General features: G+C 38.4%; 21 protein-coding genes, 1 tRNA gene and 1 rRNA gene. 9 read left to right on the forward strand and 14 right to left on the reverse strand.

Annotation, left to right across the window (positions count from 1 at the left end):
• From rrf to H4J54_RS12505, 3 genes are all read left to right on the forward strand, one after another.
• A 5S ribosomal RNA gene (gene rrf, locus H4J54_RS12495) occupies positions 1 to 114 on the forward strand.
• A gap of 44 nt (positions 115 to 158) precedes the next feature.
• Positions 159 to 243, forward strand: a tRNA-Tyr gene (locus tag H4J54_RS12500).
• Between the two features lie 312 nt (positions 244 to 555).
• The gene (locus H4J54_RS12505; protein ID WP_182191199.1) at positions 556 to 1,923 is read left to right on the forward strand and encodes a DEAD/DEAH box helicase; all 1,368 of its coding nucleotides are present in this window, start codon (positions 556 to 558) and stop codon (positions 1,921 to 1,923) included.
• A gap of 53 nt (positions 1,924 to 1,976) precedes the next feature.
• Here the strand turns inward: H4J54_RS12505 and H4J54_RS12510 are convergent, their stop codons facing one another.
• A complete protein-coding gene (locus tag H4J54_RS12510) occupies positions 1,977 to 2,420 on the reverse strand; it encodes a YaiI/YqxD family protein (protein ID WP_182191200.1) in 444 nt (147 codons plus the stop codon).
• Between the two features lie 107 nt (positions 2,421 to 2,527).
• On the opposite strand from H4J54_RS12510, the gene H4J54_RS12515 reads away from it, so the two are divergent.
• The 3 genes from H4J54_RS12515 (at position 2,528) to H4J54_RS12525 (ending at position 4,694) form a co-directional block, all read left to right on the forward strand.
• The gene (locus H4J54_RS12515; RefSeq protein ID WP_182191201.1) at positions 2,528 to 3,004 is read left to right on the forward strand and encodes an acyl-CoA thioesterase; all 477 of its coding nucleotides are present in this window, start codon (positions 2,528 to 2,530) and stop codon (positions 3,002 to 3,004) included.
• A gap of 73 nt (positions 3,005 to 3,077) precedes the next feature.
• Positions 3,078 to 3,431: a DUF2750 domain-containing protein gene (locus H4J54_RS12520; protein WP_182135906.1), complete on the forward strand. Its 354-nt coding sequence runs from the start codon at positions 3,078 to 3,080 to the stop codon at positions 3,429 to 3,431.
• Positions 3,432 to 3,437: 6 nt separating this feature from the next.
• Positions 3,438 to 4,694 carry a DEAD/DEAH box helicase gene (locus H4J54_RS12525; RefSeq protein WP_182191202.1) on the forward strand — a complete coding sequence of 419 codons (1,257 nt, stop codon included), beginning with the start codon at positions 3,438 to 3,440 and terminating at the stop codon, positions 4,692 to 4,694.
• 142 nt (positions 4,695 to 4,836) lie between these two features.
• On the opposite strand, the gene H4J54_RS12530 is transcribed toward H4J54_RS12525, so the two are convergent.
• The 3 genes from H4J54_RS12530 to H4J54_RS19700 all read right to left on the reverse strand — a co-directional run bounded on the left by H4J54_RS12530 (position 4,837) and on the right by H4J54_RS19700 (position 6,773).
• Complete coding sequence (locus tag H4J54_RS12530; protein WP_182191203.1) at positions 4,837 to 5,964, reverse strand: alpha/beta hydrolase; 1,128 nt, start codon at positions 5,962 to 5,964, stop codon at positions 4,837 to 4,839.
• Positions 5,965 to 6,040: 76 nt separating this feature from the next.
• Complete coding sequence (locus H4J54_RS12535; RefSeq protein ID WP_182191204.1) at positions 6,041 to 6,478, reverse strand: hypothetical protein; 438 nt, start codon at positions 6,476 to 6,478, stop codon at positions 6,041 to 6,043.
• An 88-nt stretch (positions 6,479 to 6,566) separates the two neighbouring features.
• Positions 6,567 to 6,773 (reverse strand): cysteine-rich CWC family protein, encoded by a 207-nt coding sequence (locus H4J54_RS19700; RefSeq protein ID WP_182191205.1) that lies wholly within the window; start codon positions 6,771 to 6,773, stop codon positions 6,567 to 6,569.
• Positions 6,774 to 7,050: 277 nt separating this feature from the next.
• Here H4J54_RS19700 and H4J54_RS12545 point away from each other — a divergent pair, with 277 nt between their 5' ends.
• A complete protein-coding gene (locus H4J54_RS12545) occupies positions 7,051 to 8,997 on the forward strand; it encodes a DNA topoisomerase III (protein ID WP_182191206.1) in 1,947 nt (648 codons plus the stop codon).
• A gap of 315 nt (positions 8,998 to 9,312) precedes the next feature.
• Here the strand turns inward: H4J54_RS12545 and H4J54_RS12550 are convergent, their stop codons facing one another.
• On the reverse strand, positions 9,313 to 9,942 hold the full coding sequence (locus H4J54_RS12550; RefSeq protein ID WP_182191207.1) for a GNAT family N-acetyltransferase: 630 nt from the start codon (positions 9,940 to 9,942) through the stop codon (positions 9,313 to 9,315).
• Positions 9,943 to 10,401: 459 nt separating this feature from the next.
• Between H4J54_RS12550 and H4J54_RS12555 the strand changes: the two genes are divergently transcribed.
• Positions 10,402 to 10,650, forward strand: coding sequence for a DUF3297 family protein (locus H4J54_RS12555; protein ID WP_182135882.1), 249 nt, complete (start codon positions 10,402 to 10,404; stop codon positions 10,648 to 10,650).
• Between the two features lie 325 nt (positions 10,651 to 10,975).
• On the opposite strand, the gene H4J54_RS12560 is transcribed toward H4J54_RS12555, so the two are convergent.
• From H4J54_RS12560 to H4J54_RS12590, 8 genes are all read right to left on the reverse strand, one after another.
• The gene (locus tag H4J54_RS12560) at positions 10,976 to 11,482 is read right to left on the reverse strand and encodes a LuxR C-terminal-related transcriptional regulator (protein ID WP_182191208.1); all 507 of its coding nucleotides are present in this window, start codon (positions 11,480 to 11,482) and stop codon (positions 10,976 to 10,978) included.
• A gap of 69 nt (positions 11,483 to 11,551) precedes the next feature.
• Positions 11,552 to 13,321, reverse strand: a complete 1,770-nt coding sequence (locus H4J54_RS12565) for a DUF5666 domain-containing protein (RefSeq protein WP_182191209.1) — start codon at positions 13,319 to 13,321, stop codon at positions 11,552 to 11,554.
• A gap of 351 nt (positions 13,322 to 13,672) precedes the next feature.
• A complete protein-coding gene (locus H4J54_RS12570) occupies positions 13,673 to 14,839 on the reverse strand; it encodes an EAL domain-containing protein (protein ID WP_182191210.1) in 1,167 nt (388 codons plus the stop codon).
• 246 nt (positions 14,840 to 15,085) lie between these two features.
• Positions 15,086 to 15,874, reverse strand: coding sequence for a glycosyltransferase family 2 protein (locus tag H4J54_RS12575; RefSeq protein WP_182191211.1), 789 nt, complete (start codon positions 15,872 to 15,874; stop codon positions 15,086 to 15,088).
• A 638-nt stretch (positions 15,875 to 16,512) separates the two neighbouring features.
• The gene (locus H4J54_RS19795) at positions 16,513 to 16,635 is read right to left on the reverse strand and encodes a PKD domain-containing protein (RefSeq protein ID WP_404851910.1); all 123 of its coding nucleotides are present in this window, start codon (positions 16,633 to 16,635) and stop codon (positions 16,513 to 16,515) included.
• Positions 16,628 to 16,765: a hypothetical protein gene (locus H4J54_RS12580; RefSeq protein WP_182191212.1), complete on the reverse strand. Its 138-nt coding sequence runs from the start codon at positions 16,763 to 16,765 to the stop codon at positions 16,628 to 16,630. The genes H4J54_RS19795 and H4J54_RS12580 overlap by 8 nt, the downstream gene beginning before the upstream one ends.
• 68 nt (positions 16,766 to 16,833) lie before the next feature.
• On the reverse strand, positions 16,834 to 17,595 hold the full coding sequence (locus H4J54_RS12585; RefSeq protein ID WP_182191213.1) for an ABC transporter permease: 762 nt from the start codon (positions 17,593 to 17,595) through the stop codon (positions 16,834 to 16,836).
• Entirely contained in the window at positions 17,592 to 18,509 is a 918-nt protein-coding gene (locus tag H4J54_RS12590) for an ABC transporter ATP-binding protein (protein ID WP_259367026.1), read from the reverse strand. Before H4J54_RS12590 ends, H4J54_RS12585 begins: the two co-directional genes overlap by 4 nt.
• Positions 18,510 to 18,972: 463 nt before the next feature.
• Here H4J54_RS12590 and H4J54_RS12595 point away from each other — a divergent pair, with 463 nt between their 5' ends.
• The gene (locus H4J54_RS12595) at positions 18,973 to 19,737 is read left to right on the forward strand and encodes an ABC transporter substrate-binding protein (RefSeq protein WP_182191215.1); all 765 of its coding nucleotides are present in this window, start codon (positions 18,973 to 18,975) and stop codon (positions 19,735 to 19,737) included.
• 430 nt (positions 19,738 to 20,167) lie between these two features.
• Here the strand turns inward: H4J54_RS12595 and H4J54_RS12600 are convergent, their stop codons facing one another.
• Positions 20,168 to 21,316, reverse strand: a complete 1,149-nt coding sequence (locus tag H4J54_RS12600; protein WP_220464202.1) for a DNA cytosine methyltransferase — start codon at positions 21,314 to 21,316, stop codon at positions 20,168 to 20,170.
• Between the last annotated feature and the right edge of the window lie 131 nt (positions 21,317 to 21,447).

Here is a 21,447-nt window from a genome sequence, read left to right on the forward strand (position 1 = left end):
CTAGCGACAATAGCGACATGGCCCCACCTGATCCCATTCCGAACTCAGAAGTGAAACGTGTTAGCGCCGATGGTAGTGTGGGAGTTCCCATGTGAGAGTAGGACATTGCTAGGCTTCTATTTAGAATACCCAGCTTATGGCTGGGTTTTCGGCCCTGTGGAGGGGTTCCCGAGTGGCCAAAGGGATCAGACTGTAAATCTGACGGCTCAGCCTTCGGTGGTTCGAATCCACCTCCCTCCACCACCATTCTAAAACCCGTAACTAACGTTACGGGTTTTTTCGTTTCTGTCTATCAATTAATCCTATTTTTTAGTGTTTACCTCCTGCAGTCCTCTTGCTTCTCTCCCTGTGAGATGTTTTTTATTTTTACAGAAAGGAATAAGTAAATACCTAAGGCATTAAAGAACAGCTTAGCTTTGCCTTCCCCATTAGTATTAATTTAGTTGCTGTTTATGATAGAAGAATAAGCACTTTCATTGCACTAAAGCCGTCTATACTGTATTCTGCATCGCCGTTTGACATTGGATCAAACCAACAGCGAGAAGAGAATATTCTATGAGTTTTACCGATTTAGGTTTATCTGCACCCATTCAAAAAGCCATTGCGGAAAAAGGTTACGATACGCCATCACCTATTCAAGCTCAGGCTATTCCTGCCGTGCTTGCTGGTAAAGACGTTATGGCTGCTGCGCAAACGGGTACAGGTAAAACGGCCGGTTTTACTTTACCTATTCTTGAACTGTTATCAAAGGGCGATAATGTCCGACCAAACCAAGCTAGAACGCTTATTATCACTCCGACTCGTGAGCTTGCAGCACAAATTGCTGAAAACGTAGAAATGTATGGTAAACACTTACCATTGAAATCTACTGTAGTATTTGGTGGTGTTAAAATTAATCCACAAATGCAGCGCTTGCGTCAAGGCGTTGATATTTTAGTCGCTACTCCTGGGCGCCTACTCGATTTGTATAATCAAAAAGCGGTGCGATTTAATCAATTAGAGATATTGGTGCTTGATGAAGCAGATAGAATGCTAGATATGGGTTTCTTACGTGATATTAAGAAAATTTTATCTTTACTGCCAAAAACACGTCAAACACTACTATTTTCAGCAACATTTTCTCCCGATATTCGTGAACTAGCTAAAGGCATAGTTAACGATCCAGTTGAAATTTCCATTAGCCCAAAAAATACAACAGCTGAATCTGTTGAGCAATTAATTTATTCGGTTGATAAAAACAGAAAAGCAGCTTTACTGACGCATTTAATTCTAGAGAATGACTGGCAACAAGTTATTGTGTTTATGAAAACTAAACATGGCGCAAATAAATTAACTAAACAGTTAGATGCTGCAGGTATCAGAGCCGCTGCTATTCATGGCAACAAAAGTCAAGGTGCGAGAACTAAAGCTTTAGCACAATTTAAAGAGGGTAATATTAGCGTACTCGTTGCTACTGATATTGCTGCCCGTGGTATCGATATAGAACAGTTGCCACAAGTGGTTAACTTTGAATTACCTAATGTACCAGAAGACTATGTGCATCGTATTGGACGTACCGGCCGAGCAGGTTCTACCGGTCATGCAGTATCTTTAGTTTGTGCTGATGAAATAGATTTACTTAATGATGTAGAACATGTCATACAAACACATTTGCCAAGAGAAGTTATTGCCGGTTTTGAACCCGTACATGCCTTACCAGAGTCACGTAATTTACGCGCTTTAAAAGCTCAAAAGCCAAGAAAATTTAAATCAGAAAGTGTTGAGCATAAAGATGGTCAACGCTCGGGTGAAAATGCTCGTGGTCATAAACCTACTGGAAAAAACAGACGTCATATCGGCAATAGCTCTGCTAGTAATCCCTATGGCAATAGCGACGGTAATGGTGGCGGACGCCGCCGCATTAATCCTAATCCAAGTAAATAATGATAATAGCAAGGGCAAAATAATTTTTTGCCCTTGCGCTATATTTGCTTAACTTATTGCTGCGCTAGTAACTTATCAAGATTGTTAGCAAAAGCTTGTCGATCACTTTGGCTAATAGGTGGCGCTCCACCTGTTTCAATACCACTAGAGCGCAGCGTATCCATAAAGTCACGCATATTAAGACGTTGACGAATATTGGCCTCTGTGTAAAGCTCGCCTCTAGGGTTAAGTGCTAAGCAGCCTTTTTCGACGACTTCAGCCGCTAAAGGAATATCTGCTGTTATCACTAAGTCATTTGGCTCGGCTCGCTTTACAATTTCATCGTCAGCAACATCAAAGCCAGCACTCACTTGTACGAAGCTGATCACCTTAGACGGCGGTACTTTTAGATAATGATTAGCCAATAATGTTGTGAATGTTTGAGTACGCTCTGCGGCTCGAAATAAAATCTCTTTAATAACTACCGGACACGAGTCGGCATCAACCCAAATTTTCATGGTTATCCTTTAAATTTTAACTATGACTTAACGGGTGTAATGTACCTTTAAACCGCAAGTATTGTAACCACTGTTAGCCTTAATTTTACTGATAAATAGGAAGCACCATGAAGCAACCGCAACGCGATATAACCTTAAGATTTTTAGCTGAACCTCAAGACGTTAACTTTGGTGGAAAAGTTCACGGTGGTGCGGTAATGAAATGGATTGATTTAGCTGCTTATGCCTGTGCAGCAGGTTGGAGTGGTCGTTATTGTGTTACCGCGTATGCGGGTGGCATTCGTTTTGTGGCGCCAATTCATGTCGGTAGCTTAGTAGAAGTTGAGGCAAAAGTGATTTATACCGGTAAGTCTTCCATGCATATAGCTTTGAAAGTAAATGCCTGTGATCCTAAGTCATTAAATCGTCGACTCACCACGCATTGTATTGTGATTATGGTGGCTGTTGATCAGAATGGTCAATCTGAGCGTGTTCCTGAGTGGATACCTAAAACAGCAGTAGATAAAAAAGAGCATGATAGCGCAATAAAGTTAATGGAAATGCGGAAAAACATCGGCGAAGAAATGCAAATTTTTGTAGAATAGCGCCGCCATTTAAAAATAGTTTTCATCAGGAGTTCATGTGTTAGAGCCAGAAAAAATCAAACAAATATTACAGATGGATGACGCGCAGCGCGCTGTTTACTTTATCAATGAAGCGGTCAGCCAAAACGAGTTATGGATCTTAACGGATGAACATGGCTGTGTAATGCTCAACACGGAAGAAGAAGACTGTGTACCGGTTTGGCCGAATAAAGAGTTTGCCCAAGCTTGGGCTACCGATGGCTGGCAAGCTTGCCAACCTGAAGCGATTTCTTTAAACAAATGGTTTAGTCGTTGGAGCACGGGTTTAGCGGATGACGAACTCGCTATTGTGGTGTTTCCAAGCCAAGACGAGCAAGGCTTAGTCTATTACCCTGATGAACTTGAGCATGAACTTAAACAAAAACAACATTCGATTAATAAGCGATAGATAATCATGAGTTTTTCGTCCCTAGCATTAGATAAGTCACTTACTGATGCCGTTAAAGCCTTAGGCTATGATCAGCCAACGCCGATTCAACAGCAAGCCATTCCGGCTATTTTAGCCAATAAAGATATTATGGCTGGAGCTCAAACCGGTACAGGTAAAACTGCCGCCTTTGCTTTACCTATTCTGCAACGTTTAAGCGAGAGTATTCCAGCACAAAGACCGATTAGAGCCTTGGTATTAACACCGACGCGTGAACTTGCGCAGCAAGTGTATAAAAGCTTTGTTAGTTATGCTGAAAACACTGAGCTGAATATTGCGGTTGCTTATGGTGGTGTCAGTATTAAACCGCAAATTGAAGCCATTGAGCAAGGTGCTGATATATTAATTGCCACCCCAGGCCGGTTGTTAGACCATATTGTTAATGGCAGTGTCTTGTTAATTCACCTTGAAACCATTGTTTTTGACGAAGCTGACCGTATGTTAGATATGGGCTTTAAGGACGAGATTGACCGTATTTTAAATCGCCTACCGCCCAAGCGTCAGACTTTATTGTTTTCAGCGACTTTTGATGATGCCATCTTCAAACTCAGTAAAACCTTACTTAATGACCCACAACTTATTGAAGTCAGTGAACGTAATACCGCAGCAACAAAAGTAGAGCAAATTGTTTATACCGTTGATAGCGACCGTAAACGTGAGCTAACTTCATTTTTAATTGGTTCTAAAAACTGGCAACAAGTGCTTATTTTTACTCGCACAAAACTGGGCGCGGATGAACTAGCAAAAGAAATGTCGAAAGATGGCATTAAAACCCAATCTATTCATGGTGATAAATCACAAGGTGCCCGTGATAAAGCCTTAGCAGAATTTAAAGCAGGTAAAACTCGAGCCCTAGTCGCGACCGACGTTGCCGCGCGTGGTATCGATATTAGCGACTTACGTTATGTGATCAATTATGAACTACCCTATATTGCTGAAGATTACATTCATCGTATTGGCCGCACCGGACGAGCAGGTAATGAAGGTTTAGCTATTTCTTTAATGAGCCCATCAGAAACCTGGTTGCTAGAAGCGGTAGAAAAAGTGTTAGACACACGCTTAATGCAACAATGGCTACCAGGCTATGAGCCAGATTTAACTAAAACTGACCCACCAGCCCGTAAAAATACCTTAGGGCAGCAAAAAAAGCATGGTCGACAAAAGGCTTTTGGCGATAACAGTAAAGCTAAGCTGAATAAGCCACATAAGTCACGTAAACGCTAAAGCAGTAAATTAGTTATCCTACTTATGATGACATCATAATCTTAATAGCCTGGCTAGTAGGGGTTAGAGCAAGCAGAGCTTCTGCTTGCTCTTGAACTAAACTGAACCTAGGTAAATTACATTGAGGTAAAGTCAAGACAGGCTAGGTTAAGCGCCAAACTTGTGCTGATTTGCATTTTCTTTTACGGGCACTGTCATCGTAAGCAAGATCATCAATACTTTGTCTAATGTCTTCATTAACCGTGGCCCATAAATAATAACTATGTTCGGTGACGCCGCCAACAATATCAGAGCAGTTGACTTGACTGACTTTATTGTGCAATTGCAAAGGTCGTGCTGTGCCATTATGGCCTAACCTATCGGTATTGCCTTTAGTGTAATCAGAAATATACATAGCTAAATCACCATTATTGTAATAAACCGTTACGTGCCTCGCTAATCGATGCAAATTCACCATAGGTCTTTCATCTTCAAAAACATTATCATCAACATCAGGCGCACACATAAATATATGCTGAAATAATTGTGGAAAGTGTTTTTGGTTATTGAGCTTATCTAATGAAACTAGGGCGTGTTGTAAAACATAATTACCCATTGAGTGGCACAGTAAGTGTAGTTGTTGTCCACATTCATTTATCGTTGGATCATGATGTTTAGGTCTGAGTGTCATCAGAAAGTCACGTAATTTAAGAAAGCCTCGCGCTACTGCTACGCTTGAGTCTCTAGCATCGTTACGATCGGATAAATAAGCTCTACTTTTCACCATAGCGCCGTTTGAAGGCCAAGAGAAAAGAAACACGCTAGTATCTTTTAAGTCGTCATTATCTTGAGAGTGTCGGTTTAACATTAATTCTAATGCCATGGCAGAGGCGACCGCTTCAAACCAGTCAACATTAAAACCATGAATAAAAACCACCAGATCGCGTTTCAGCTCCATTTTTTTCTTGAGCTCATTAAAAGCCACAGTCGAAGCCAGAGGTGAATTTGTGGTATTGGTGAGGTTATCTGGTTCTACAAAAGCGGCGATAAGACTTTTTTTACGTAATTTTTTCTCAATATAGCCTGATAGGCTTTCACCATCACCGGAGCGCTTATTGACTTTATCATTCAGGTACTCTGTTACTTTATTAGTACTAACTTCAACCGTGACTCGCCCAAAACGTAAGTTATTAGGTCGGTCAGCACTAAAATCTTGTCCATAACTGTCGGGAGTCCAACGTTGACCTAAGTGATTTCTGTTAGTGGCATAATGTAGCGTTAACGTGAGCATAGAAACATCCTGTAAAATTAAACTAAACTAGAATAATTGTAGCTAAGATATTCTTGCTCACAAGCGACTTAGGTCATTATGCTGATGTTATACGTTGAAAAAACTTGCTTATTAAGCTCGCTTGTTCCTGCTTTAGCGCGGCATCGTCATAATTACTGTTTAATATTTTAATACGGATAGAATAGGTTGAGCCATGACCCCAAGGCCACCAAATAACAGCAAGGGCGGGTGTTTCTTGAAAGGCTGGGTGAGTAAAAATCAATTGATTTTTATTAAGGTTTGTTAATTTACCCAATTCATCTTTAAGCGCTTTAGGGGCTTTTTTAATATTCTTTCTATGCCATTCTTCACTGAATAACTGCCGTAAAATAGTTAATATGCGCTCTTTTTTTTCCCATGAAAACTCAGAGAGTAAAGCTGAGTGTTTGTCTTCCCAGCGCCACGTTAGCTCATCACCTAATGGTGTTGTTACGGTGCTAAATATAGTGTCTTGTTTTGTTTGCATATGTGACACGAAAATTCCTTTTTATTTATTTATTTATTTATTTAAGTAATTAGGTGAGCATTTAAGTTAAATGATTTAAAAATACCTAGGTATGTTTTTAAGACTTGTTGATAACCTTGTTAAAGTTGAATTTATCGATGCAGTTTTTACAAATACATGATTTTCCAGATAACGCTGGTGGTACTTGTGTCAATAATGCGGGTTTAACATCACGACTTACGCACCAACAAGGTTCATTACCATTGACCGCACATAAATTATTTTGTTGGCATAAAGGGCATTGTCTGGTATCAATGGCAGGCATTAGCACTATTGCTCTAGATAAGGTTGTTAACCTTAATCTAACATAACTTCACTAACAGTAAAATATTTAGCGGTAAACTTTAGGCGCTGTTGTCGTTAATTGTTGTGTCTTAGGTAAAATGACTTGGCTAAGCACTTGCAATAGCAGAGACGGCTAGTTAGCTGTGCTACAGAAAGCTATTAATCAGCAACTTTTTATTAACTGTATAAATAAACAGTTTTAAATGCTAGGCTATTTAAAACATCAGCAGCCTTTGCTCTACAGGTAAGCCTTCATCTTGAAATTATATATCGCCGAAAAACCAAGCTTAGGTCGGGCAATTGCCGCCGCATTACCAAAACCTCAAAAAAATCATCAAGGCTATATCGCACTGGCCAATGGTGACGTAGTCAGTTGGTGTATTGGTCATATTCTTGAACAAGCAAATCCTGAAGATTACGACCCCGCATTTAAAAAGTGGCAAATGGCCCATTTACCCATTGTGCCCGAGCAATGGCAACTAAAACCTAAAGCACAAACCCGGTCACAGCTTACCGTGTTACGAAAACTGGTTAAGCAAGCAGATGAAATTATTCATGCGGGTGATCCTGATAGAGAAGGTCAACTGTTAGTTGATGAGGTTATTGATTTTTTTAAGGTATCAGCAAAGAAGAAGCAAAATACTAAGCGCTTGTTAATTAGCGACTTAAATCTACCCGCAGTGCAAAGATCGCTGGCTAACTTACAAAGTAATCAATTGTTTATGCCCTTATCAATTTCTGCTTTAGCGCGCTCAAGAGCAGATTGGCTATACGGTATTAACTTAACGCGAGCTTATACTTTACAAGGGCAAAAAGTCGGTTTTAATAGCGTGTTATCTGTTGGCAGGGTACAAACGCCGATTTTAGGTTTAGTCGTGCGACGCCAACAAGAGATTGACCATTTTGTCGCGAAAGACTTTTATGATGTGCACGCACACTTACAAACTAGTACCCAAGCGCAATTCATTGCAAAGTGGCAACCCAGCGATGCCTGCCAACCACATATGGATGAAGAAAGCCGTGTGATTAATCGTGCTTTAGCTGAAAATGTTGTCCGTCGTATTGACCATAAAACCGCTGAAGTGAGCTCAGTGATTGAGCAGCAGAAAAACCAAGTAGCCGCATTGCCTTATAGTTTATCAGCACTGCAAATTGACGCGGCAAAAATATATTCATTGAATGCCAAGTTGGTATTAGATGTCTGTCAGGCATTGTATGAAAAGCATAAACTGGTGACTTACCCTCGTTCTGATTGTCGCTATTTACCCACTGAACATCACGCTCAGGCTAAAGGCATTATTGCCATGTTAGCCAGCGCGGATGAAGACTACGGCAAGTTTGCGCAAGGTGCTGATAGTTCGTTAAAAAGTAAAACCTGGAATAATGCCAAAGTAACCGCTCATCACGCCATTATTCCGACCGAGAAATCAGCAAAAAAGTTATCGTTGAACCCATTTGAAAAGCAAGTTTATTTTCTTATTGTTCGGCAATATTTAGCACAGTTTTATCCACCATATCAATATAATCAGTGTCGGGTTGAGCTGCTCATTGCCGGGGGTAAGTTCTTAGCTAATGCTAAAACCCCGATTGCCCAAGGTTGGAAGGTGTTATTTCAGCGAGCAAAAAATAAGCCTGACAATGCAACGCAAGATAATGACGAAAAGCTTAATAATCAACTATTGCCAAAATTAGTTAAAGGCGAGCAAATACTCTGTCGTCATGGCGAACTCATTAGCCGTATGACACAAGCACCTAAGCAGTTTACTGATGCGAGTTTACTGAGTGCCATGACCGGCATTGCTAGGTTTGTCAGTGATAATGAGATAAAAAAACTTTTACGCGAAAACGACGGTTTGGGTACCGAAGCAACGCGTGCCGGTATTATCGACTTATTGTTTAAACGTGATTATTTGCAGCGCCAAGGCAAGAATATTAATGCCACAGTGATTGGCACGTCACTGATCAATGCCTTGCCTGTTGCGGCCACCATGCCTGATATGACCGCCCACTGGGAAGCCACACTGACTAACATTAGTGAGAAAAAAAGCCGTTATGAAGATTTAATCACTCCTTTAACATCGACTATAGCGCAGATGGTTAAGCAGTCAGAGCAACAGTCATTTGCCCAATTACCCAAAGTGGCTTTTAAGCCTAAGTCAAAAGCCAAAAAGCAGAGTACGTGGAAAAAATCCGCGGTTAAATAAAACCCATTTTTATTGGTCAACATAGTTATACCCTTGGTGTATGTAGAGTGTAGTGCAGGTAATAGGATAAGTAGGATTAAGCTGTTAAGTTGATGCCATAAGTATTGGCCTTTACCTAACATTATGCCTTAGAAATAACTGTTGGATAATGTCCCTAGCTATGTTTTTATCGAGTAAAAAGATAATTGATGAGCATTAAAAGGCACAGGGATAGGCAGATAGAAAAGGCAGATAGAAAAGGCAGATAGAAATTTTCAAAAGCTGCAGCAGATACTCGTGAACTAGGCATGTTCACGAGTATGTTAATCGCTAGTATTACAGGATGGTTTGTGGACTAGCAATAAAGACTTTAAAAGGTAAGGGTGCTTCTAACGCGCTGTCATCTATAGCTAAATAACTAAAACCTGACTGCTCAAAGAACGCGCTTAATGCTTCAGTGTTTAACTCGTCTGCGGCTAAGTTCATGGCCTGATAATAGGCGGTATTTTCAGGTGTTTCGCAGTCTTGTGCATCAACAAATAAACTCATTGGCATACACAGTGCCGAAATTGACTGCACTTTGCTGTAGTGTTGGGCAATTTCTTTTAGTAAAAATTTCGCAACACCCTGCTGGCGATATGCGGGTAAGACACTAATAGCCTCAATTAAGATATGATCTTTGGCTTTAGTATCAATTTTTGCCTGTAATTTTTCGACTAAATCTGCCGCGACATGTTGTTTTTTAAAAAATAAATTTAAGGGTACTTCCCAGTCGGTAGCATCATGCTGGCTTAATAATTCATAGCTTTCGTCAGCACCACGGTGCTTATTTAAAGTGATTATTTCAATTTCTGCTTTGGCAATAACTTGGTTTTCGTCATTTTTAACATTAATCTCTTGTGCTAATTGCCAGTCAAAGGCACTTTTTATTTCTGGTTTATTAAATTCTATGGTTAAGTTCATCATATTTCAGTGCTTGGCTTAACGGTGATATAGCACCGAATAACAAGCGACTGCCTTAAGTGGTTGGCACAGTAAATTAAAGCAAAAATTTTGCCCTTACTGCATATTTTCATGCTCTGGCCCGTTTATACCACTAGTATGCCTGTCATACCAGCGTTTGATTTTTTAAGCGCTAGGCAACGAGAGGCTAATGTTTAAAAAGTATTGATGATAATTTTGCTTGATAAATGCGTCTTAAGAATATAATTTGAGAGATTGTTAGTTGTTGCCATATTAAGCTGCTAATGAAAATCTGATCTTGTTGTCTTAGATAGTCCTGGCTACCGAAAGGTAAATGTCTAACCCAGCAGCTAATATCAAGGCAATACAGTTAAAATAGCTTTTAAATACACCAAGCACTATTGAGGGGAATGCTTATATTGCCTACAATAGCGCACTTTTTATTTACTACAGGTCACCAAGATGAATGACACTAAATCGCTACCCGCTTTACCCGATCGCCTTTCGATCAATCCTCGTAGCCCACATCATGTGGCAGAAATTTTTGAGCATGATATTGGTATTACGCTCAACGGCAAAGACCGTTCAGATGTCGAAGAATATTGCATCAGTGAAGGCTGGGTAAAAGTTGCCACACACAAAGCGTTAGACCGTCGTGGCCAACCGCTTTTAATGAAGGTAAAAGGCACAGTTGAAGCGTTTTATCGTTAATAATTATTAATGAAAAGTCGAAAACCTAAAAAGCCTCGTTCAAGAGATATTGCACGGGGCTTTTTATTATCCATGTTGTTAAACCGGAAAAGCTCAGCCTGTGTTTTTAAGCTTAATACTCGCTATTGGTTGAGAGTATTACTGATTAACTACCTGGTATTTATCCATTATGAAAAAGTAGATCACTTAATCAGTGTAATGGTCTAATAAATAGCTTATGTTGCTGCCCTAAATAGTGTTTTTTATTTGAAGGTTATCGGCACTAGTATTAGTCATCGGCATTAACACTAAGTATTAGCATTAGTTATTACCCAGGGCATTAAGATTAATGCTTGGGATCAACTTCCCAAAATTCAAAGAAAATTGCTGCCAGTTCATGCCGACCGCTTACTTGGGCTTTTTTATAAACCGACGAAGCCTGGTTACGCACTGTTTTTTCTGATTTTTGCATTAGCGAAGCAATTTCAGTAATCGTTAAGCCTTTTAAGAGAAAAAGAGCAATATCATGTTCTGCCGCAGTGAGTTCCCAAATAGCGAATTGCGCATTAATGGCATCAAAAAAACTGTGCTTACTTCTTTCTAATTGCTTATTGAGTATTTTTTGCTGGTGTTGGCTGGAGTCTAATTGTCGCAGTAAATAGTTAGTTTGCTTGCTGCGGGTAAAAATATCTTTCATGAGAAAGATAAAAAGTGATAACGAAATAATAACCAGAGTGAGCTCTTGTGCTAAATGAAGGTAGCTAACTTCACTTTTAAAATCGACATAAATATCTACCAGTTTAAAGCCAATGATAAGTGAAAGGGCCAGTGATATTATTTTATCTTTATGCATTTTAATCCCATAAAAAAGCGAGGATAAACCTCGCTTTATTGCTACACTCCCTTGAATTTAATCATCGATTCAATTCGATTCAATTTCAGCTTCTAAGACGCGAATATAGGTATTTTCTACCCATACACCTTCAATCTCTACCGTGGTATTAACGGTTATTGCATTCATAAAGTCAACTAAATTAACGTTTTGATCATTGAGTTCTAAGCTAGCGCTATTATCTAAACGTACATCATAGCCATTAAGCGTAAAGCTAGTTGCGGATAGTAATTGCGATACCCGACCTTCGATTTCTACGTAACCTTGGCCAGCATTATGGTTGGATGAGTCGTCTTGGTCGTCTGATGAATCGTCTGATGGATTATCGCCTTGTGAATGAGACTCTAGTTCAAGTTTGTTAATGACTAATTGATTATTGCTATCGTAGTAACCTTCTATTTCGACAGAGATACCTAGTACGAGCGCATTAATGAAATCATCCATTGCAACCACAATATCTTGATTAAGATACAGGCTGCTACTATTTAACAAAATTCTTACACCATTAACCGTGATTGATGACGCGTCGAATGCACTAACAACCCCTTCAATTTCCCACTCATCGTTAAATTCGCTGCTGTTTTCTCGCTCAATTCGCTGTATGACTTTAACGCCATCAATCAGAGCAAACACTATTTCAACCGCATCATTAACTTGTAGATTTTGTAAATTAACATATTGATCGTCATCATCTTCAAATCGGGTATTAATACTTAGCTTATAAGCTTGGCCATACAGGGTAATTAATTGATTATCTCGATCAATTTGCTCAATATTGCCTTTAACTTTGCCATCAGAACGATATTTGTCTGATTCAAATTCAATACGTACGACTGCTTTGCTAGTCGATAATTCGAGTTCAACAAATACACCCGCTATTAAGGCATCTGCTGTGCCACCTTGGTATTGAACTGTATCAGCAAGCGTAAAGGTATAGCCATTGACGGTTATGGTGTTGTTCGTGGCATCGAACGCCGATACTATGCCTTCAACTTCATAACGAGAAAATTCTTCTGATGAAGACTCGCTATTGCCGTCAAACATCTCGGTTTCAATGTGAGATGCGATAATCGTTTCGTTGCTTAGAACACCTTCAACTTTGACTAAAGCCCCATTACTCAGTTCCCCTTCAATTGAGGCGGTACTGTAGTCAATAATCAATTGATTTAAGTGAAAGGTTCTATTCGTTGTATTGAGCTGTTCAATTAATCCTCGGGTATACTCAGCCTGATCATTACTGGTATCAACGTCAAGTTTGATCATAGTGGCAAGATAAGAATTATCCTGTCTTAAATAGCCATTAACTTCTATTCGCTGAGCCACAGACAAGTTAGCTTCAGTAATATCAATAAAGTGAGTCAGGTTGTTATAGGAGATTAACGTGCCTGCGACAATGATGGTTTGGTTATCCCTATCTATCGAGCTCACCATGCCTTCTACTTCAGATTCATAAGTCACTCTTGAGGCTTCTGGGGTCTCACTATTATCGTCGCTTGAAGCAATAGTTACCTGCATACCTACCTTCAATAATGAGACATCAGAACCGCTATTGCCATTGATATTGATGTCAGCACTGTCAGTAAGATATCGTACGCCATCAAGATAAACGCTGCCAAAGCCAGTAATGACACCGGTCGAGGAAACTAAGCTAGGTGAACTTGCAATAGGTGCTGGTTGGCTCGGTGGAGCGATCGGCGCTGGAGTGATAGTCGTTTCAGAGCCACCTGAGCCGCCACAACCAAAAAGCAATGTCGCGGTAATTATATTCAGTGAGTAAATCTTTTTTTTGTTGTAAGACATAAGTGCTGCTACCTGTTGGTTAATCTAATTGAGGCCAACATACCAAATACTCAGTTTTATTCACATGGGTTGAATGACCTATAGGCCTATTTTTAAGGGCTGTAGCCTGATAATTAATAACTAAAAAGCTATTTAGTGACTATTTTTACACCCAAGTGGAAATTTAATGACGTGACATAATTATATGATTGTTGAAGCTAAACTAATTGATAGAAAATTATGGCAGGCTTTAATAACCAGACTACTATTATTGGTCTAGCTACTTAGAGCTGTTGAAAACAAGTTATTAGCTAAATAGCCTAACAAAAATAGCTTGGACATAAACTGGCTTTTGATGGTAAAGGTTCCTAATTATCTAAGCTGATTAGCATGTACATTATGCTCACACGTTTGCAACAACCCAAGTAAATGTATAGATTTTTCACTTAGGCTGCGCATAAGAAGCATTAATTCATCCATAGAGCAATGATTTTGGGCTGCCCGGAGTAATTTATCACCGGCTTTATGTAATGAGATATGCGGTTCTTCTAAGCTTTTAATACAGTCAAAGTTACGCAGTTCTTCACTTAAACTGTAGTACCACTTTCCAAGTCGACAAGTGGTGGGATCAATTTCTGGACACCCTCTTAAATTTTCAAACGATCTTGTTTCAGTAGTACCTTGTAGAAAAAGAGCCGTGTCAATAACGGTTTTACGCCATTGAATATGGTCAAGCTGTGCCATGTATAGTAGCCCAGCAGGTGAAACGGGTAGCTTTTTATAGTGTTTTATATAGATAAGAAAGTCTTGCAAGGCAAGGGGTTTGCTAATCCAGTAACCCTGTCCGTTTTCACATCCAAATTCCTGAAGAACCTGATAGGTGTGCTGATCTTCAATACCTTCAGCAATAATATCGATATCTAACTGATGAGCTAACCTGATGCTGGCTCTAACAATTTCACGGTCTTTGGCTGAATCTTTTAAACCTTTAACAAATTTTTTGTCCATTTTTAAAACAGAAAATGGCCATTGGCTGAGCTCAACCAATCCAGAGTGGCCGGTACCAAAATCATCCATAGCAATGCTAATACCGAGATCAGACATTTGACTCAGGTATTTTTTTGCCTGACTATTATTGACTAAGGCAGTCTCAGTGACTTCTATTTCAAATTTTTCTGCCCTTATAAGGTTATTATTGATTGCTGAGCTAATAATTTCAGCTAAATCACCATTTTGAAAGTCTTTGCCCGATGCGTTAAATGAAATAACCAGAGCGTCATTGATTGCTTCTATACAGGTAAGGTTAATAATGAGTTCATTGAAAACATATTTTGTTATTTCACATATAAAGTTACTTTCTTCAGCAAGCGGAATAAATTGATCAGGTAGAATAAACTCACCATTTTTACGCCATCGTATTAACGCTTCAGCACCGGTTAAGTCACCGGTAATCATTGATACTTTTGGTTGATAAAAAAGTTCAAATTCGTGATTGTCGAGGGCAGCTTGTAAATCTAACAGGTTGATTTTTTTGCTCATTAAGAAAAAGACCTTTTAAGGGGGCACTGTTTCGAATAGAGAGCAAAAAATGACATAGCTTTATTCAAACTGAATACCCACATAACAACAAAGTGATACTGATTAACACACATGGTTCAGGCATTAGACCCGACCTGAACGGGCGGGGAGTTATGACTTTCCACCTCGAAATATCATCCGACTTATTAAGTCAAAATCAAGCCACTATATTATTCACAGTGATAGACAAGGTTCAAGTTAACAAGCTTACTTTTCATTTTTCTTGAGCTTTTTTAACTGATGTAGTTCATACAGTTTTGCTTCTTTTATCAAGGCATAGTACGAAGCTATCATGGCGGTTATTAAGCCTCTATTACCAGAGAAAATATGGCCTTGAACAATATATTTTTTAATAAATGTCACCGGAAAGACAAGAAATAACTTTAATGTGGAATAGGGTCTGCTTTTTAAAAATTTTTCTTGAGCTTTTAAACTTGAGTACTGATTACATTTATCGGTCATAACAGCAACGCTACCATAACCATAATGATCAAATGACTCATTAATGAAAATTTCTTTACCCTCGACGGTTGCACTTTCATGTACTAAGTCATTTTCATTGAAATGAGCTTTAGATTTTTTATAAAGACGAAGATTATTGGCTTTTTTGGTAAAGCGAGATGACACCTTGCCAATAAAAATATCATGACGTAAAAATCTAACACTATCCGCTTCGTTATTTTCAACTATTTTTTTGAAACGGGCAATAATAGCAGTGTTCAGCACTTCATCACCATCTAAGTTTAAGACCCATTCATTTGAGCATAATGACATAGCAAATTGTTTTTGACGTGCATAACCTAACCATGCTTGATGGTAAACTTTAGCGCCATGTTTTTTAGCTATGTTAACCGTGTTATCTGTACTACCTGAATCAACTAGTATGACTTCATTCATACTGGCAACACTCAATAATACTTGTTCAATGTAAGCCTCTTCATTTTTGGTAATGATAAAAACGCTAATGGGCAATGACTTTGGTGTGATTATATTCATAGGGTGATCGCAAATATATTTGATGTTATGTATTTAAATTACTGATGAAGGCCATCTAAAGCTTTTAACTTTTAATGGTATTCACCAGCCTATTTAGCTTGTTCAGACAGGTTTATGTTGTAACTTGCTGCTCGAATGAATTTTTAGTTTTTTTAGCTGGCGTCCTTATCTAGCCAAATTTTATTTTTATTTTTCAAGACAGTGGTCGCTTCAATAGTTAAGCCGCTTTATTGATTAAAGTGAACATAAATTGGCTGATGAAAGGACTATAAATAACGCCATGATTTTAAACAGCAATATATAAGGTATGTCAACTTCGTTATGTTATGTTTAATGAGTTTATCATGTAAAGCTTAATAAAAACTTAAGAGTGGCCGCGTTTTGTCCTCCCGCATTGTATTGATTATTTAACAAAATTAAAATTAGCATTAACTATTAGATCGATATTTTATTGATTTATTTTCCAGCGATGTTCAGCATAGTTTATCCTGAGTAACTTGGTTGGCAGGCTCAAGCCGCATTTTTGCCTAATTATGAGCCACTATCCTTAATAACTTGACCATCAAGAGTTTGAATCATTAGCTTTACAGTAGAAGCTAATACGGGCTCATAATGCCTTAATAACACGAGTTATAGGGTTAACTCCCAGTGTCATTATCATCAGTTACCGTTAGTGTGACCGTATATGCGCCTTCATCAGGGTAGCGGTAGATAACTATTTCGCCTTTAGCCATATCACCATGACCAAAAGCCCTAATGATAACTCACTGTAGGAGGAGAGTTTGTATTAGTGGCTATTAATACCGGTGTATAAACAGCGGTATTATTTAGGTCGAGTAAAGGTTCTTTTTCATAATCACCAGAGTCATCAACCCAATCATAATTACCCATAGATATCAGCGTGTCCCAGGTCGACTGTGAGCCAAATACTTGAGTTTAATGTCTTTAGCTTAACCCTATTATTGTCTTATCTGATAACCACTTTTAAATATCCAAGTAACCGCTAATAAACACAAGGCTAAAAAGCCGCCCATTACACAAAGACTTGTGATTAAACTGACATCAGCCACTTCATAAAAACTCCATCGAAAGCCACTGATTAAATAAAATACTGGGTTAAATTGCGTTACTGTTTGCCAAAAGGGCGGCAACATACTGACAGAATAAAAAGTGCCTCCTAAGAAAACCAGTGGAGTAATAATAATCAGTGGGATCACTTGTAGCTTCTCAAAATTGTCGGCCCAGATACCAATAATAAAACCAAACAAACTAAAGGTAATGGCGGTCATCACTAAAAAGAATAACATCCAAAAGGGATGGGCTATTTCAAGCGGCACGAAAAAATGCGCGGTGGCTAAAATAATTAAGGCTAATAACGTTGACTTAGTCGCTGCCGCACCCACATAACCGAGTAACACTTCAAAAGAAGATACCGGTGCAGAAAGTAATTCATAAATAGTGCCGGTAAATTTTGGAAAATAAATACCAAATGACGCGTTAGAAATACTTTGAGTTAATAGCGATAGCATGATTAATCCCGGTACAATAAAAGCACCGTAGCTAACGCCACCTATTTCAGTGATACGAGAGCCAATCGCCGAGCCAAAAACCACGAAATAAAGAGAGGTAGAAATTACTGGAGAAATAATACTTTGAAAAATAGTGCGTTTAGTGCGAGCCATTTCAAATTTATAAATAGCCGCAACAGCGTAACGATTCATGTTGTTTCCCTTACTAATGAGACAAATATATCTTCCAGCGAGCTTTGGTCGGTTTTGATATCTTTAAAGGCAATACCGGCGACTGACAAATGCTGAAGTAAAACAGAAATGCCCGTGTGCTCTTCGGTGGTGTCATAACTGTAAATTAACTGCAGTCCATCATTTTTAAGCTGTAAATTAAAATCAGCCATATTGGCGGGTATTTCAGTTAAGGGTTCTTTTAAATCTAGGATCAATTGCTTGGTACCTAATTGATTCATCAATGCTATTTTATCTTCAACCAAAATAAGTTGACCATTTTTAATCACGCCAATACGGTCTGCTATCTCTTCCGCTTCTTCAATATAATGTGTGGTTAAAATAATAGTGACGCCATCGTCACGTAATTGTCGTACCAATTGCCACATGTCTTTGCGCAGTTCTACATCAACGCCTGCCGTGGGTTCATCTAAAAATAAAATAGCCGGTTCATGAGACAGTGCTTTAGCAATCATCACTCGGCGTTTCATACCGCCAGACAACTCGATGAGACGGCTATCTTTTTTATTCCAAAGTGACAATGATTTAAGTGTTTTTTCGATAAAAGCGGGATCGGGTTTTTTGCCAAATAAACCACGACTAAATGACACAGTCGTCCACACTGTTTCAAAGGCATCTGTGGTCAACTCTTGTGGCACTAAACCAATCAGTCTACGTGTGTGTCGGTAATCGCTAACAATATCTTTACCGTCAACGGTGATTTGCCCAGAGGTTGCATCAACAATGCCGCAAATAGCACTAATGAGTGTGGTTTTACCGGCACCATTAGGGCCTAACAAGGCAAAAATTTCAGCAGGTTTTATTGATAAGTTAATATTATTAAGTGCTTGAAAACCACTAGCATAAACCTTATTAACATCGGTGATTTGAATCATTGGCTGCAAGATTATTTTCCGTCAAAATTTGAATGCTACTAAGGTATACGAGTTGCCCTATTGATGGCTAGGAAAATCATTAAATTAACCGCCTAAATTTATCTACAGGCTACTCACTCGTACCACAAAAGAGTCGGTCTTTATCAAGCAGAATCATGCGATCAAAGACTAAGTTAGATACCATAGTTCAGCGTTAGTATCTTTGATTATAAGAAAAAATTTACCTTGGAAATACGCGATTAAAAAATAACTGTGCCCAACTGATAAGAAAAAAAGGGCTAAAAAAACGATAATATTTGTTAAATAAAAACTCAGTAACCTAGCTAGTTAATCATAGGACGATGAATTTAATATCTAAGAATATAGAGCTGCTTAAGTAAAGGTAATATATGTATCGATAAGCATAATTAATAGACGAAATTTTGTTATCATGATTTACCCAGAGCTTGATGTTTATCCTTTAATGAAAAATTTTTTTTTAAAATCTATGATGTTGTTTTTTTTAATGCTGCCCCAGCTTAAAGCATTTCAATATCCATCCTCTATTGAAAATATTACTTTTTACACCGAAAATTACCCACCGGCTAATTATATAGAAAATGATAAGCTTAAGGGGATTTCAGTCGATACATTAAAGGCGATATGGAAACATCTAAAGTTACCAGAACAAAAAATATTTTTAGTACCTTGGGTGCGTGGCTATAGATTTACCTTGGATAAAAATAATACCGCTTTATTGACTGTGTCTAAAACTCAAGCGCGTGAAAGTTTATTTAAATGGGTGGGGCCTTTTTTTTCCTCTACTTATGTCTTGATAGCAAAAAAATCAAAAAACTTTAACTTTTCCAGTTTAGGACAAGTTTTTGACCATACCGTTGCAACAGTGCAAGGTGATATTTCAGAAATATCACTGCAGCAAGTGGGTTTTCCTTCGCCGAATATGGCAACAACGTCTCAATTAAAACAAGCCTTTCTAATGATGCAAGCAGACCGTGTCGACATGATCGTTGTGGCCAATCATGGTTTTGCCCATTTAGCGACGCAACTTAAGTTTGATGCTAATGAATATGAACAGGTGTGGGTGGTTAACAAAAAGGCGAATTACTTGGCATTTAATATCAATACAGCAGATAACGTCATAGAAACTTACCAAACAGCCTTTGACAGTATTGCCAAGCAAAGATTAAGTATTAAAGAGCATTATAATTTATCTCAAGCTGATTACTAATGCGATGATTGTTCTGCTAGGGTCGTTTTTGCTGCTGGAAAAAACAAGTTAATTTCACTTAGGGTCACTAAAACTCACGCTGGCTTAACGCTTCTCTGCTCGAGCACGACTTTGAAAAACGACTGTTTTAGATGACCTAAGGCGATCTGAAGTAACTAGTTCAATAGACAACTTAATGTCCATGGAACTCGTTATATTTAGCTAAATACGCGAAAAGAATATAAGCAATTTAAACATAAGTAAATATTATGGTTTATCGAAATTAAGTCAGGGACAAACCCTGAAAATTTTTATAAATAAATCAGTGATTTTTTAAAGAGCATTATTGAAATTAAATTAGGGACAAAAATTTTATACATATAGGCTATTGAAATATTAGCTGATTAAAGCAATAGATATTTTGTAGTCTCATCTATAACTCAGCTAAAGTCTAGGAGACGGCAGCTATATGGTCTAAAGCTTCGCACTTAGGTTCAGCAACCTCATTCTCTCTCAGGACCTTTATTTTGGCTGAAAAATATTGACTACTAATTGACTCTGCAATCGTTTTTGCAAATTTGGGGGGAACGGCATTACCAATCATTTTATATTTTTTTGCGGTACTGCTACCAATAAATTTATAACTATCAGGAAAAGATTGGAAACGTGCAATTTCTCTAACGCAATAACGCCTACTCTTTAAAGGATGAAGTATCCCGGAGTTTTCTGGTGTAGCGGCTGCTGTAATTGTTCCCATAATTTCATGACGAGCAAATCGACGATAAAAATTTGGTGAACGATAACGTTTCATTTCACGTCTTATTTTTAACAAACGTTCAGGTAGCTCTTCAATTGGAACACTTTTCCAAGAGCCACCTTCAGGGATAAATTTTTCTAAGTGTAATGCTTGAGGAGAAAGTTTCCAATGCTCATGCTCTTCACCTTCTGGTAGCGGGTTGCTGATTACAGAGTCGACAGTTAAGTGGCTCTTATCCTGTATTTTTTCAGGAAATTTGAATGGACCAAAAGATTCGTAAATATCCTTTCTGACTCCAACAATAACTACACGATACCTGTTTTGTGGTACTCCGAAATCTGATGCATTAAGTAACTCCCAAGTACACTCATAATCGTGTAATTTCATTTCAGCTTTAAGTCGTTCTGGCATAGGAACGCCTTTATCATCTTTAGCCGATGTAAAGCCACGAACATTTTCAAATATAACAACTTTGGGTCTTTTTTTATCTAGCACATTAATTACGTGTTCAAATAAAGAACCACGGTCGTCTTCCATTGAACCTCTATTTCCAGCATTCGAAAATGGTTGGCATGGGATGCCTGCCAATACAAGATCACAAGATGGAATATCCTCATCTATATCGAGTAAAGAGATATCTTTGATCAAAATAGGCTTCTTAAAATAGGCTTCATAAGGAGCTTTTACTGATTTTTCTATATCGTTTGCGAAAACAACATTAAAACCGGCATCTTCAAACCCTATATCCATTCCACCACAACCTGAAAACAGTGAAACTATCTCTGGTTTGTTCCGATTTATCATGTAATTATTTCCTGCTAAATTTTTAACGAAATGACTCACTATAGAAAGTGCCTCTAGAACTACAATAAAGTACTATAATAATATACAGTACTTGGTTTATTTCAAGTTTTATTCATAATCGAAGCGGTGTGATTGTACCTAGTTTTTGTTTGTAAGGCACGTCCCAGGTA

This window comes from Colwellia sp. MB3u-8, from assembly GCF_014076985.1.
In the GTDB taxonomy this organism is placed as follows: domain Bacteria; phylum Pseudomonadota; class Gammaproteobacteria; order Enterobacterales; family Alteromonadaceae; genus Cognaticolwellia.

What these genes read in the sequence shown, in the direction of transcription:
- H4J54_RS12595 (WP_182191215.1), top strand. Translation starts at nt 18,973, where the DNA reads ATGAAAAATTTTTTTTTAAAATCTATGATGTTGTTTTTTTTAATGCTG.
- H4J54_RS12575 (WP_182191211.1), bottom strand. Translation starts at nt 15,874, where the DNA reads ATGAATATAATCACACCAAAGTCATTGCCCATTAGCGTTTTTATCATT.
- H4J54_RS12520 (WP_182135906.1), top strand. Translation starts at nt 3,078, where the DNA reads ATGGATGACGCGCAGCGCGCTGTTTACTTTATCAATGAAGCGGTCAGC.
- H4J54_RS12555 (WP_182135882.1), top strand. Translation starts at nt 10,402, where the DNA reads ATGAATGACACTAAATCGCTACCCGCTTTACCCGATCGCCTTTCGATC.
- H4J54_RS12570 (WP_182191210.1), bottom strand. Translation starts at nt 14,839, where the DNA reads ATGAGCAAAAAAATCAACCTGTTAGATTTACAAGCTGCCCTCGACAAT.
- H4J54_RS12550 (WP_182191207.1), bottom strand. Translation starts at nt 9,942, where the DNA reads ATGATGAACTTAACCATAGAATTTAATAAACCAGAAATAAAAAGTGCC.
- H4J54_RS12580 (WP_182191212.1), bottom strand. Translation starts at nt 16,765, where the DNA reads ATGGGTAATTATGATTGGGTTGATGACTCTGGTGATTATGAAAAAGAA.
- H4J54_RS12510 (WP_182191200.1), bottom strand. Translation starts at nt 2,420, where the DNA reads ATGAAAATTTGGGTTGATGCCGACTCGTGTCCGGTAGTTATTAAAGAG.
- H4J54_RS12565 (WP_182191209.1), bottom strand. Translation starts at nt 13,321, where the DNA reads ATGTCTTACAACAAAAAAAAGATTTACTCACTGAATATAATTACCGCG.
- H4J54_RS12525 (WP_182191202.1), top strand. Translation starts at nt 3,438, where the DNA reads ATGAGTTTTTCGTCCCTAGCATTAGATAAGTCACTTACTGATGCCGTT.
- H4J54_RS12590 (WP_259367026.1), bottom strand. Translation starts at nt 18,509, where the DNA reads ATGATTCAAATCACCGATGTTAATAAGGTTTATGCTAGTGGTTTTCAA.
- H4J54_RS19700 (WP_182191205.1), bottom strand. Translation starts at nt 6,773, where the DNA reads ATGCCTGCCATTGATACCAGACAATGCCCTTTATGCCAACAAAATAAT.
- H4J54_RS12505 (WP_182191199.1), top strand. Translation starts at nt 556, where the DNA reads ATGAGTTTTACCGATTTAGGTTTATCTGCACCCATTCAAAAAGCCATT.
- H4J54_RS12515 (WP_182191201.1), top strand. Translation starts at nt 2,528, where the DNA reads ATGAAGCAACCGCAACGCGATATAACCTTAAGATTTTTAGCTGAACCT.
- H4J54_RS12585 (WP_182191213.1), bottom strand. Translation starts at nt 17,595, where the DNA reads ATGAATCGTTACGCTGTTGCGGCTATTTATAAATTTGAAATGGCTCGC.
- H4J54_RS12560 (WP_182191208.1), bottom strand. Translation starts at nt 11,482, where the DNA reads ATGCATAAAGATAAAATAATATCACTGGCCCTTTCACTTATCATTGGC.
- H4J54_RS12530 (WP_182191203.1), bottom strand. Translation starts at nt 5,964, where the DNA reads ATGCTCACGTTAACGCTACATTATGCCACTAACAGAAATCACTTAGGT.